Below are 12,921 nucleotides of genomic sequence, written 5' to 3'. Positions count from 1 at the left end.
TCGAAGGACCCGGACACACCCAGGTCCCCGAGCCCGTCGAAGGGACCGGACACACCCAGGTCCCCGAGCCCGTCGAAGGGACCGGACACACCCAGGTCCCCGAGCCCGTCGAAGGGACCGGACACACCCAGGTCCCTGTGCCCGTCGAAGGGACCAGAACCCCCTGCAGCCACCCGGGGGCTTCGACAAGCTCAGCCACCTCCGCCCCGCTGCGCCCGAGGTCCCCGTCGAAGGGCCGGACGCTGTCGCGTCACCGCGCCCGCGGGTGCGAGGTCGCGTACACGTCGCGCAGCGCGTCGACCGAGACGTGCGTGTAGATCTGCGTCGTCGACACCGAGGCGTGTCCGAGCAGCTCCTGCACGACGCGAACGTCCGCTCCGCCCTGCAGCAGGTGTGTCGCGAACGAGTGCCGCAACGTGTGCGGCGAGACATGGGCGGTGAGCCCCGCCTTCTCGGCGGCGGCCTGGATGATCAGCCACGCGCTCTGACGCGAGAGCGGCGCACCGCGCACGCCCAGGAACAGCCGCGGCGTCGCCCGCCCCTTCGCGGCGAGCGCGGGTCGCACGCGTGTGAGGTAGGCCTCGACCGCCGCGCGCGCGTACGAACCGACGGGCACGATCCGCTCCTTGTCGCCCTTACCGCGCACGCGCAGCAGGTCACCGTGGGCGGTGTCGTCGACGTCGAGCTGCACGATCTCCGAGACACGGGCTCCCGTCGCGTACAGCAGCTCGAGCAACGCGCGGTCGCGCACGGCCGCCGGCTCCGCGGCGGAGGCGTCGGTCGAGCCGGGCGCGGGCCCCGCGGCATCCAGCAGCTGATCGACCTGGGCGATCGTCAGGGCCTTCGGCAGGCGGCGCGGTGCCTTGGGCGGACGCAGTCGCCCCGTGGGGTCGGCATCCGCTCGCCCCTCCCGCACGAGAAAGCGGTGCAGCCCCCGCACCGACGACTGCATCCGCGCGAGCGACGACGAGGCGGGCGGCGGCTCCGCTGAGGCGCGCTCGGCCGCGAAGTCCGCGATCAGGGCGGGCGTCACGGTCTCCACCTCGACGACGCCGCGCTCACCCAACCAGTCCGTGTAGACGGACAGGTCGCGGCGATACGCGGCCACGGTGTGGTCGGAGAGCCCGCGCTCGAGCGCGACGTGCCGGAGATAGGTCTCGACCGCGCGCTCGAGCTCCACGTCAGCGGGCGGAGGCCTCGCGGCGCAGCACCTCGGCCGCCGCGAGGGCGCCGGTGGCCAGGATGCCGTTGCGCAGGCGTCCCGCGAGCACGCCGTCGATCACGTCGGCCAGGGGCACGCGCTCGAGGCGCATGTCGGACTCCTCGTGTTCGCGCTCGAAGTCGGTCTCGACCGCCCGCAGGCCGCGCGCGAGGAAGAGGTGCACGACCTCGTCGTTGCCGCCGGGGGTCGTGTGCATCGACACAAGGTGCTGCCAGCGGTCGGCGGCGAGATCGGCCTCTTCGGTCAGCTCGCGCTTGGCGGTCTCCATCGGCGGCTCGCCCGCGACGTCGAGGAGTCCGGCCGGGATCTCCCAGTCGCGCTCCTTGATGGGGTGGCGGTACTGCTGGATGAGCACGACGCGCTCCTCGTCGTCGATCGCGACGACCGCCGCGGCCCCCGGGTGCTCGACGTACTGGCGGGTCATCTCGCCGTCGCCATAGCGCACGGTGTCGGAGCGCACGTCCCAGACCGCGCCCTCGTAGACCAGGTCGGTCGAGACGATCTCGAGGTCGACCTTCTCGTCGCGCAGCTCTTCCATGTCAGTCCTCCTCGACGTCGAACAGCTCGCTCGAGCGGTGACGCTCGAGGGCCGCCCCGACCAGACCGCGGAACAGCGGGTGCGGCTCGGTGGGGCGCGAGCGCAGCTCGGGGTGCGCCTGCGTCGCGATGTAGTACGGGTGCACGTCGCGCGGCAGCTCGACGAACTCGACGAGGTCGAGGTCGGGGTTGAGGCCTGAGAACACCAGGCCCGCGTCACTCAACTGCTGGCGGTAGGCGTTGTTGACCTCGTAGCGGTGGCGGTGACGCTCCGAGATGTCGTTCGATCCGTAGAGGTCCGCGGCGAGCGAGCCCTCGGCGAGCGCGGCGGGGTACAGACCCAGGCGCATCGTGCCGCCGAGGTCGCCGCTTTCGAGGATGTCGACCTGCTCGGCCATCGTCGCCACCACCGGGTGCGCGGTGTCGGGGTCGAACTCGCTCGACGATGCACCCTCGAGCCCGGCGACGGTGCGGGCGTACTCGATGACCATGCACTGCAAGCCGAGGCAGATGCCCAGCGTGGGGATGCCCTGTTCGCGCGCGAACCGCAGCGCACCGAGCTTGCCCTCGATGCCCCGGATGCCGAAACCACCGGGAACGATGATGCCGTCGACCGCGCCGAGGGCCTTGGCCGCGCCGTCGGGCGTCTCGCACAGGTCGGAGGGGATCCACGTGATCTTGACGTGGGTCTCCTGGCCGAAGCCACCGGCCTTGATGGCTTCGGTGACCGAGAGGTACGCGTCGGGCAGGTCGATGTACTTGCCGACCAGGCCGATCGTGACCTCGTGCTTCGGGTTGTGCACGGCCTGGAGCACGCGGTTCCAGCGCGTCCAGTCGACGTCCGCGGCCTTCGAGATCTCGAGGGTGTCGACGATGTAGGCGTCGAGGCCCTGGTCGTGCATCATCGACGGGATGTCGTAGATGCTCGGCACGTCGATCGCGTTGACCACCGCGTCTTCGTCGACGTCGCACATGAGCGCGATCTTGCGCTTGTTCGACTCCGTGACGGGGCGGTCGCTGCGCAGCACGAGGGCGTCGGGCTGGATGCCGATGGAGCGCAGCGTCGCGACGGAGTGCTGCGTGGGCTTGGTCTTCTGCTCACCCGAGGCGCCCATGAACGGCACGAGAGAGACGTGCACGAAGAAGACGTTCTTGCGGCCGAGTTCGTGACGGATCTGGCGCGCCGACTCGATGAAGGGCTGCGACTCGATGTCGCCGACCGTTCCGCCGATCTCGGTGATGATGACGTCGGGCTGCGGCTTCTCGCTGGCCTGCAGGCGCATGCGGCGCTTGATCTCATCGGTGATGTGCGGGATGACCTGCACGGTGTCGCCGAGGTACTCGCCGCGGCGCTCACGGGCGATGACCTGCGAGTAGATCTGGCCCGTGGTGACGTTCGCGGCCTGGCTGAGCTCGATGTCGAGGAAGCGCTCGTAGTGACCGATGTCGAGGTCGGTCTCGGCGCCGTCGTCGGTCACGAAGACCTCGCCGTGCTGGAACGGGTTCATCGTTCCGGGATCGACGTTGAGGTACGGGTCGAGCTTCTGCATGACCACGCGCAGACCGCGTGCCGTGAGGAGGTTGCCGAGGCTTGCCGCCGTCAGGCCCTTCCCCAGGGAGGAGACCACGCCTCCGGTGACGAAGATGTGCTTCGTCGTGAAAGTCGTGTCGTCTGAATGTCCCGCGTCCGAAGTCTTCATCACGGGCTTCGATCCTATCAGTCAGTGGTGAGAACTGGTCAGCGCGTCGCCGCACTCTTGCGTCTCGGGCGTGCCGGATGCCGAGGGCGCTCGCCCGGCGCGGAGGTGCGGCGCGTCCGGATGAACGCGAAGACCCCCACGACGATCGACACGACGAGCGGAACGAGCACCACAGGCAGGATCGGGTCGTCGTCGGACGCCTCCCCCGCGGCCCAGCCCACGAGGAACATCTGCGCGATCGTCAGGCTGGGCGGCATCCATCGTGCGAGGTCGCGTTGCACACCGATCCGGCCGCGCGCGAGGCTTCCGACCAGTCCCAGCACCACCGCGAGCAATCCCAGGACCGGCCCGAGCGCCCAGGGCAGACCGATCCACAGCGCATGGCCGATCCCCGGTGCGGGAGACGCGGCGAACGTCCCCTCCGCGAAGCGGAGCTGCACGCCGCCGTAGCCGTCCGGCCACAGACTGTCGGACTCGTACTCGTCGTCGACGTTCTCGTCGAACGCCACCACCGCCTGGTCACCGCGTTGCAGCGTGTCGCCGAACGGGATCGGCGGCTCGTCGGGTCGGTTCGGGGTCCCGTCGAGCCATCCCGAGCCGTCGGTGAGGCTGTCGGCGAGTTCGTCCGAGAGGGTCAGGCTCATCCGCAGTCGCTCGGTCTCGAGATCGGGGAGCTGCCACGTCCACGTCCACCGGGGCATCAGCGCCGTCCACGTGAGTTCCTCGACGGCTGCCCCGTCGGCCTGCGCCGCCACCACCGGTCGATCGAGCGTGTATCGGACCTCGACGTCGTGCTCGCCCTCCCAGTCGTCGGGCAACCGGCTCTGCACGACCGCGTACCCCATCCGTCGCGTCTGCTCGAAGGGCACCGCTCGACCGTCGACGGTGATCTCCTGCACGCGCAGCCCCTGGTCGTGGCCGTCGACCACGTCGCGCCACGCGCGCGTGACCTGAGGCACGGCGCGCAGATGCGCCGCGACGTCCGCCCGCAGGCGCTCCACCACGTCGAGACGCGCGGAGCCGTCGTCCGAGCGGACGAGCGTGGCGTCGAACCGGGCGTCGGTGACGGCGACGCCGTACGACCCGTCGAGATCGTCGAGCACGTCGCTCTGGTCGGGCGGCGGGCTCGTCGGCGACGCCGTCAGGAACGCGAGCGCGACGGCTCCGCCCACCACGGCGACCGCCGCGAAGCGCACGCCGAGCCGACCCGCGCCGAAGAACGTCGGATCGGCTCCGGCTCGTCGGCCGATGCCTTCTCGGGCCAACAGGTTTCGGACGAGGCGGCCGGCTGCCCGCGGACGCGCGAACATCACCACGTAGGGCAGATCGACCGAGCGTAGCGTCGCCCGCTCCGCGGCCAGCGTCTGATCGAGGTGCAGGCGCTGGCCGAGCAGGTGTTCGCGCGCGAGGGCGCCCTCGCGGGTCAGCGGACGGGCGCTCAGTGCGATCGCGATGACGGCGACGGCGAGGATCGCTCCTGCCACGGCGGCCACCGGCGGCCACCACTCGAGCGTCAGCGCGCGTTGATGCGACAGCTGCCGGGCGAGCCCGAACTGCAGGGCGGTCAGCGCGATCGCCCCGCCGAGGAAGGCGTCGCGCACGAACCCCCGCGGAACCCGCCGCAGACCGTCGTCGAACTGCGCGCGCCACGCGGGCGAGAAGCGGAACGCCCGACCCGCCGGAACGAGATCGCCCCAGCGTCCCGCGCGATAGCCCGCTCGCGCGAGACGCCGCGTCAGCCGCGGGTCTTCCGGCGAGCGGCGCCACGCCTCGAGGGCTTCGGCGAGCGCTGCCGTCCGGCGCGCTCCCCACAGGCGCGCGTCGAGTGCCACCGAGCTGCCTCTGCGGCGCTGCGACTCGGGCACGAACCACGCGCGCCCGCGCGCGTCTCCCCACGCGACGGCTCGCGCCGCGAGCGCGAACAGCACGCCCACCGCGAGCAGCAGCAGCGGGACGAACGGACCGTAGGCCTGCAGGTAGAACAGAGGCGAGGGCCCCGGCATGGCGAGCGTCCCGGGCGCGAAGCGCAGGGTGAACCAGAACGAGCCGTCGGGCGGGATGTTCTGGTTGTTCGAGACCTCGTACACGAGGGGGTCGGATGCCGCGTCCTCCGGCTCCAACGTCGTCGACCCGCTCACCAGCAGCCAGGCGATCCCCGATGTGGGCTGACGGGCGTAGGTCGCGGCGAGGTCGCGCGGCACGCTCACGCGCAGAGAACTCCCCGCGACCCCGCGCGGCCAGTCCGGCCCGAACACGTCCCACTCGAGCACCTGATACGACTGCTGCGACGACGGATCGCTGTCGTCGTAGGCGAGGTCGCGCATTTCGTAGCTGAGCACGACGTCATGGGTGCCGGTGAGCCGCTCGCTGGCGTCGATCGTGTAGGTCGTGCGGGTGGGGCCGGCGCTCGTGCGCGCCTCGACGATCGCATCGTCGAGCCTCGCCTCGCGCAGCCGCGGACGCAGATCATGCCCCTCGTACTGGGAGGCGACGACACGCTCGATCGCGTGCTCGTCGACGTCGTCGGGGAACACCGCCGTGAAGCGTTCCTCTACCTGGGCGACCAGCCGCCCTTCGTCGTCGCGAACGACCACGTACTCAGCCGAGAAGTCCTTCGCGAACCACGTGCTGGTCGCATCCTTCGCCGACGAGGTGATGTCATCGAAGGTCAGCGGGGCGTTCAGGACCGGTCCGACCAGGAGCAGGATCCCGAGCGCGGTCACCGCCGCCCAGAACACGCGGATGCCGGTGCGCAGCCGATGGCCGCCGTGCGACCGCAGCCATGCCTCGAGTCGTTCCAGCAGCCGCGACAGCGCGAGCCAGAGCGGCGTGTGCTGGGGTGCGGGAACGAGCGTCGCCTCCGGCGGCGCCTGTCTCGCGTCGTCGGGGGCGTCGGTCATCGCGATCGCCCGGTCTCCAGCAGCTCGCGGGCGTGGGTCAACGCGGCGTCGGAGTCGCTCAGTCCGGAGAGCAGACGTGCCATCTCCGCTTCGCGCTCCGCACCGTCGAGGCGGCGGACGCTCGACGCCGTAACCGACCCGTCGTTCGCCTTCACCACGCTGAGGTGGTTGCCGGCGAACGCGGCGACCTGCGCGAGGTGGGTGACCGCGATCACCTGCGACGACTCCGCGAGACGCGCCAGACGGCGTCCGACCTCGATGGCCGCAGCCCCTCCGATGCCCGCGTCGACCTCGTCGAACACGAAGGTCGGAACGGGGTCGACCCCCGCGATCACGACCTCGATCGCCAGCATCACCCTGCTGAGTTCGCCACCGGACGCACCCCGTGACACCGGTCGCGGATCCGCGCCCGGATGCGGGGCGAGCAGAATCGACACCTCATCACGCCCATGGGCGGCGGGAGCGGCCGGGCTTACCTGGACGGTGAGCGTGGCGTCGGGCAGGGCCAGCGCGTGCAGCTCTTCGGTGACGAGCGAGCCGAGGCGGAGAGCGGCGTCTTCTCGAGCGGCGGTGAGGGCGGCGGCCGCGGTGTCGAGCTCGGCGGCGGCGGCGTCGCGCTGCGCCGCGAGTCTCTCGAGGCGGTCTCCGTCGTCGTCGAGCTCGACGAGGCGGGCGGATCCCGTCTCCAACAGGCCGATCGCGGCATCGACCGAGCCGTGCGCGCGCACGAGCGCGGCGAGAACCCCGCGACGCTCATCGACGGCTGCCAATTCGTGCGGACCCGATTCGTCGAGGTCGGCGAGGTACCCCGACAGCGCGACCGAGGCGTCCGTCGCGCGGTAACCGAGTTCGGCGACCTGCTCGGCGATCGCGGCGAGGTCGTCGTCGCTGGCGACGATGCGCTCGAGCGCGCGACGGGCTTCGGCGAGCAGGGTCACGACGTCGGGGGAACCGTCGTCGTTCGATAGGGCGGCGTGCGCGGTGACCGCGGCGATCCGCAGCTCTTCGGCGTTCGCGAGGCGCTCGGCACGCTTGGCCAGTTCGTCCTCTTCGCCGGGCTGCGGGGCGATCGCTTCGATCTCGGTGATCGCGGCACGCAACCGCTCCGCTTCGCGCGCGCGTTCGTCGCGGTCCGTCGTGAGCGTCGTCAGTTCGGCATCGAGGCCGCGCCACTCGTCGAAAGCCGCGCGATAGGCGGAGCGCGCGGCCGTCACCGCTTCGCCTCCGAAGCGATCGAGGGCATCGCGCTGGGCCGACGCCGAACGCAGCCGCAGCTGGTCCGACTGGCCGTGCACCACCACGAGATCGTCGGCGAGATCGGCCAGGACACCGGCGGGAGCCGTGCGGCCGCCGACCGTGGCGCGACCGCGCCCTTCGCTCGAAACGGTGCGCCCGAGGTAGAGCTCGGCGTCGCCGCTGCCGACCGGCTCGACATCGCCTCCGGCTTCGCGCACGCGCGCCGCGACGGGGCCGTTCTCGGGCACGAGCCACACGCCTTCGACGGCGGCCTGAGCCGCGCCGGAGCGCACGGCGCCGGAGTCGGCGCGGGCCCCCAACAGCAGACCGAGACCCGTCACGACCATCGTCTTGCCCGCGCCCGTCTCACCGGTGATCGCGGTGAAGCCGCGGCCGATGGGCAGCGTCGCATCGGCGATCACGCCGAGGTCGCGCAGACGCATCTCCTCGATCACGAAACGCCTCCGGCCATTCCGCGCCACCCGGTGACGGGGAGGCGGAACTTGCGGACGAGCCGGTCGGTGAACGCGGCGGGGTGCAGACGGGCGAGACGCACCGGACGCGAGGAGCGGCGCACCATCACGCGCGCGCCCGGGGGAAGCTCGTGCGAGCGTCGCCCGTCGCACCACAGGATGCCATTGCCGCTCGTGCGCTCGAGCACCTCGACCGCCACCATCGCGTCGGGGCTCACGACCAGCGGACGGGCGAACAGTGCATGGGCCGAGAGCGGGACGACGGCGATCGCCTCGACCGTGGGCCAGATGACCGGGCCACCCGCCGAGAAGTTGTAGGCCGTCGATCCGGTCGGCGATGCGACGACGATGCCGTCGCAGCCGAACGACGACAGCGGTCGGCCGTCGACCTCCATGACGACCTCGAGCATGCGCTCCCGGCTGGCCTTCTCGACGGTCGCCTCGTTGAGCGCCCACGTCTCGAAGATGACCTCGTCGTCGGCGTCGAGCACGCGCACCGCGAGGGCTAACCGCTCTTCGACCGAGTAGTCGCGCGCGATCACCCGATGCACCGCGTCATCCATGTCGTCGCGCTCGATCTCGGCGAGGAAGCCGACGTGGCCCATGTTGATGCCGAGGATCGGGGCGGTCCCGCCGCGGACCATCTCGGCCGCCCGCAGGATCGTTCCGTCGCCGCCGAGCACGATCGCCAGCTCGACGTCGTCGATGCTCACGTCTTCACCGAGCGTGGCGACGCCGTCGAGCGAGAGGCGGTCGGCGAGTTCGGGGCGGTCCTCGGCCGACACCACCGGCGTCGCGCCTGCGGCCCGCACGGCGGTGAGGATGCGTTCGGCGGCGTGGACGGTGTCGTCACGGCGCGCGTGGACGACGAGGAGGATACGGCGATCGCTGGGGGTCATCGGCTTCCGGTCAGTCGGGTCACGGTGCTCTCCCATTGTGAGGGGTCGGTGCCCTGTGCGGCCGAGAACCACGCGACGTACTCCTGGTTGCCGTGCGTTCCCACGATCGGCGAGGCGACGAGTCCTGCCGTGCGGAGTCCGGCGTCCCACGCCGCCCAGAGCACTCCGTGCACCGCGTCGGAGCGCAGCGCCGGATCGGTCACCAGACCTCCCTTCACCGCGGTGCGGCCGACTTCGAACTGCGGCTTGATGAGCAGCACGACGTCGGCGTCGGGCGCGGCCGTCGCCACGACCGCGGGAAGCACGTGGTGCAGCGAGATGAAGGACAGATCACCGGTCACCACGCGGGGGCGCTCGGCGACGCGCGTGGCGGCGGCGAGGTTCTCGGCGGTCATGAACCGCACGTTATACCCCTCCACCGACACCACGTCGGGGTCGGATGCCACGACTGTGGACAACTGCCCGTGCCCGACGTCGACGGAGAGGACGGGACGAGCGCCTCGCTCCCGCAGGACCTGCGTGAATCCGCCTGTCGATGCGCCCATGTCGAGCGCAACGGAGCCCTCGACCTCGAGGGAGAAGGCGTCGAGAGCCGCGAGGAGCTTGTGCGCACCGCGACTGACGTAGTGGTCGGTGCCGGCGACGACGATCTCGCTGTCTTCTCCCACGGGCGCCGAGGCTTTCACCACTGCGCGGCCGTCGACGGTGACGAGGCCGCCGGCGATGAGCTGGGCGGCGTGCGACCGGGAGCGCGCGAGACCGCGCGAAGCGAGCTCGGCGTCGAGGCGCGCGGTCACGGTCGCGACGCCGACGGGTCGCTCGGAGCGGATTCCAGGCGGCGGGCGAGCTCGTCGTGCAGCGCGGCGAAGGCCTGCGCGCGCATGTCGAGAGGCTGCTCTTCGATGAGACGCAGCCGATCGATCAGCTCGGGAGCGGCATCCGGGGCGGTGTCCGACATGGATGCCATGCTACCGAGGTCAGCGCACGCGGAACGGGTCGGCGTATAGTCGCTCCGGAACGCGGAAGCCGAAGATCGCGCGACCGGAGTTCCAGATGGCCGCGGCACCGGCGCGCAGCAGATCGATCTGACGGTCCCCCGCCGACACGATGCGCAGGTCGACCCCGTCGATCTCGACGATCGCATCACCGACGCGGGTGCGCTCGCCCTTGACGACGGTCGCGGGATACGGCTCGAAGAGCTGACGGAGGTCCTCCACGATGTAGTCCGGCCGCTGCGAGGGCGGTGCGGCGAGCACCTGCTTGGGGCGATCGATGCCGGTGAGCACGAGCAGCGACTTCATCTCGGCGGTCAGCGCACCCTGGATGTCGGTGTCCAGTCGGTCGCCGATGAAGAGCGGGCTCTCGGCTCCCGTGCGCGTGACGGCCTCGTCGAAGATCGGGCGCTCGGGCTTGCCGGCGATGGTCGCGAGGCGACCGACGGCGGTGTGCACCGCAGACACGAGCGTGCCGTTTCCCGGCGCGATCCCGCGCGCCTGCGGGATGGTCCAGTCGGTGTTGGTCGCGACCCAGGGGATCCCGCCCTCTTCGATGGGCGTCGCCAGGGCGTAGGCCGCTTCGGCGAGCTGCGCCCATCCCACCTCCGGAGAGAATCCCTGCACCACGGCAGCGGGAGAGTCGTCGGCGCTGCGCGTGACGACGAACCCCGCCTTCTCCACCTCGACGACGAGTCCCTCGCCACCGATGACCAGCAGAGTCGACCCCGCCGGCACGAGGTCGCGCATGAGGCGCATCGCCGCCTGCGGGCTCGTGGTGACATCGGAGGGCGTCACGTGCAGACCGAGCGAGGTCAGGTGCTCCGCGACCGACGCGTCGGTGCGCGATGCGTTGTTGGTGATGTACCCGAGGCGGCGCCCCTCCTGCTTGGCGCGGTTCAGGCTGTCGACGGCGTGCGGCAGTGCTCCCGGCCCTGCGTACACGACACCGTCGAGGTCGGCGAGCACGACGTCGACTCCGTCGAGCGGCGTCGGGTCGGCTTTGCCGCGCCCGAAGATCATCGGGCGTCCTCCGCCTCGTCGTCCTCAGCGTCGGAGTCGGCGGCATCCGCGTCGGTGCCGTCAGCGTCAGAGTCAGCGGTGTCGACGTCGGGCTCGGTCACGTCGGCGGGCTGGGCCTCGTCGGCGGACTCCGCGTCATCGGCGGATGCAGCCTCATCGTCGGCGACGGGGATGACACCGGATGCCACCTCCACCCCGCCCTCGTCGTCGATCAGGTCGATCTCCTCGACCACGATCACCTCGCGGTCGGCCACGCCTGCGGCAGCGTCGAGCGCGTCCGCGGCGACCTCTGCGCGTCGTTCCCACTCGGCGGCCTCGTCGATACGACCGAGTTCCTCGAGCACGGCGGCGCGGGCGGAGAAGAGCGCCGGGCTCCATTCGAAGGCACGGTCGGGGTCGGCCTCGGGGATCTCGAGCTCCTGAAGCGCACGGTCCGCCTGGCCCAGGTCGAGGCGGGCGCCCGACATCGCGATCGCCAGCTGCACGCGCACCGACGTCGAAAGGGTGGAGCGATCGACAGCGCGTCCCTCCTCAAGTGCACGGTCGGGACGACCGACCCCGCGCTCGCTGTCGACGATGAGGGGCAGCTGCTCGTCGGAGCCGGTGATACGGCGATGGGTGCGGAGTTCGCGCAGCGCGAGTGCGAAGTCGCCCACGGCGTAGGCCGTGATCGCCACGGTCTCACGCACGACGCCGACACGGCCGGCGCTGCGCGACGCGGCGAGGGCGTGCGCATGGGCCAGCGCCGGGTCTTCGTCGATCACTCGTGCCGCCATCGCGAGGTGACGTGCGACGTTGTCGGCGTTGTCCTTGCTGAGAGTTTTCAGCTCATTGCGGGCCGCACCCGGAAGGTCGTACGCAGTGACGTCTTCCGGCAGCTCGGGTCCGCGTTCGCGCTGGTCCTGCGGCGGGCGCGTGGCCCGTGCGTCATCACGATCGAAGCGACGCGGCGCTCCCGCACCCGGGCGGCTGTCGCGCGAGGGACGGCGATCGCCACCGCCGAAGCCGCGGGACTCACCGCCGCGGTACGACGGCCGGTCGCCGTCCTGCCGGAAGGGCCGGTCGCCATCCCGGCGCTGCGGGCGGTCACCGTCGCGGCGGAAGGGACGGTCACCCTCACGCGGCGGACGGCTTCCACCGTCACGCTGGAAGGGACGGTCGCCGTCACGACGAACGGGGCGATCACCATCGCGGGGCGGACGGCTCCCGCCATCACGCTGATACGGACGGTCGCCGTCACGGCGGAAGGGGCGGTCACCCTCACGCGGCGGACGGCTTCCACCGTCACGCTGGAAGGGACGATCGCCGTCACGACGAGCGGGGCGGTCACTATCACGCGGCGAACGGCTTCCGCTGTCGCGCTGGAAGGGACGGTCGCCGTCTCGACGAACGGGCCGCTCACCATCACGACGGAACGGACGATCGCCATCGCGCGGCGAACGGCTCCCGCTGTCGCGCTGGAAGGGACGGTCGCCGTCACGACGAACGGGCCGCTCACCATCACGACGGAACGGACGATCGCCATCGCGCGGCGGACGGCTCCCGCTGTCGCGCTGGAAGGGACGGTCGCCGTCACGACGAACGGGCCGCTCACCATCACGACGGAACGGACGATCGCCACCGCGCGGCGAACGGCTTCCGCCATCACGCTGGAAGGGACGGTCGCCGTCACGACGAACGGGACGCTCGCCATCACGACGGAACGGACGGTCACCCCGAGGAGCTGACCCTCCGCCGGAGGACTGTCCACGTCCGGACGCGCGGTCGCCCGAGCGCCCTTCGTTGCCCTTGCGCTCGTTCGCGTCGTCCGTCGACATGACTGTCCTCCTCAGGGTAAAAGTACCCGTAAATGCGAAATGGCCACCCAGCTTTGGGTGGCCATTTCGACTTAAAGGAAGTCCGGCGGTGTCCTACTCTCCCACAGGGTCCCCCCTGCAGT

The 12,921-nt window shown here is 71.2% G+C and carries 11 protein-coding genes; 1 reads left to right on the top strand and 10 read right to left on the bottom strand.

All coding sequences use genetic code 11. From position 1 onward, the window contains the following. Positions 1-250: 250 nt before the first annotated feature. The 10 genes from xerD to LPW41_RS11850 are packed head-to-tail and all read right to left on the bottom strand — an operon-like array spanning position 251 to position 11,746. Positions 251-1,180, bottom strand: a complete 930-nt coding sequence (gene xerD / locus LPW41_RS11895; protein ID WP_154097207.1) for a site-specific tyrosine recombinase XerD — start codon at positions 1,178-1,180, stop codon at positions 251-253. A 1-nt stretch (position 1,181) separates the two neighbouring features. Continuing rightward, positions 1,182-1,760: an NUDIX hydrolase gene (locus LPW41_RS11890; RefSeq protein WP_144832053.1), complete on the bottom strand. Its 579-nt coding sequence runs from the start codon at positions 1,758-1,760 to the stop codon at positions 1,182-1,184. A 1-nt stretch (position 1,761) separates the two neighbouring features. Continuing rightward, complete coding sequence (locus tag LPW41_RS11885) at positions 1,762-3,459, bottom strand: CTP synthase (protein ID WP_144832050.1); 1,698 nt, start codon at positions 3,457-3,459, stop codon at positions 1,762-1,764. Between the two features lie 38 nt (positions 3,460-3,497). Next, a complete protein-coding gene (locus LPW41_RS11880; RefSeq protein WP_230704952.1) occupies positions 3,498-6,359 on the bottom strand; it encodes a hypothetical protein in 2,862 nt (953 codons plus the stop codon). Next, entirely contained in the window at positions 6,356-8,050 is a 1,695-nt protein-coding gene (recN, locus tag LPW41_RS11875) for a DNA repair protein RecN (protein WP_230704951.1), read from the bottom strand. The genes LPW41_RS11880 and recN overlap by 4 nt, the downstream gene beginning before the upstream one ends. Continuing rightward, entirely contained in the window at positions 8,047-8,967 is a 921-nt protein-coding gene (locus LPW41_RS11870) for an NAD kinase (protein WP_230704950.1), read from the bottom strand. Before LPW41_RS11870 ends, recN begins: the two co-directional genes overlap by 4 nt. Next, positions 8,964-9,764 (bottom strand): TlyA family RNA methyltransferase, encoded by an 801-nt coding sequence (locus tag LPW41_RS11865; RefSeq protein WP_144832039.1) that lies wholly within the window; start codon positions 9,762-9,764, stop codon positions 8,964-8,966. The genes LPW41_RS11870 and LPW41_RS11865 overlap by 4 nt, the downstream gene beginning before the upstream one ends. Further along, entirely contained in the window at positions 9,761-9,925 is a 165-nt protein-coding gene (locus LPW41_RS11860) for a hypothetical protein (RefSeq protein WP_186325477.1), read from the bottom strand. The genes LPW41_RS11865 and LPW41_RS11860 overlap by 4 nt, the downstream gene beginning before the upstream one ends. A gap of 19 nt (positions 9,926-9,944) precedes the next feature. After that, positions 9,945-10,982, bottom strand: a complete 1,038-nt coding sequence (locus LPW41_RS11855) for an HAD-IIA family hydrolase (protein ID WP_230704949.1) — start codon at positions 10,980-10,982, stop codon at positions 9,945-9,947. Beyond that, entirely contained in the window at positions 10,979-11,746 is a 768-nt protein-coding gene (locus LPW41_RS11850; protein WP_230704948.1) for a hypothetical protein, read from the bottom strand. The genes LPW41_RS11855 and LPW41_RS11850 overlap by 4 nt, the downstream gene beginning before the upstream one ends. On the opposite strand from LPW41_RS11850, the gene LPW41_RS11845 reads away from it, so the two are divergent. Beyond that, positions 11,717-12,709 (top strand): hypothetical protein, encoded by a 993-nt coding sequence (locus tag LPW41_RS11845; protein WP_154097205.1) that lies wholly within the window; start codon positions 11,717-11,719, stop codon positions 12,707-12,709. The two genes, LPW41_RS11850 and LPW41_RS11845, sit on opposite strands and share 30 nt — an antisense overlap. Positions 12,710-12,921 lie beyond the last annotated feature (212 nt).

This window comes from Microbacterium sp. JC 701, assembly GCF_021026215.1.
In the GTDB taxonomy this organism is placed as follows: Bacteria; Actinomycetota; Actinomycetes; order Actinomycetales; family Microbacteriaceae; genus Microbacterium; species Microbacterium algihabitans.
This window is presented reverse-complemented; position numbering and strand designations above follow the sequence as displayed.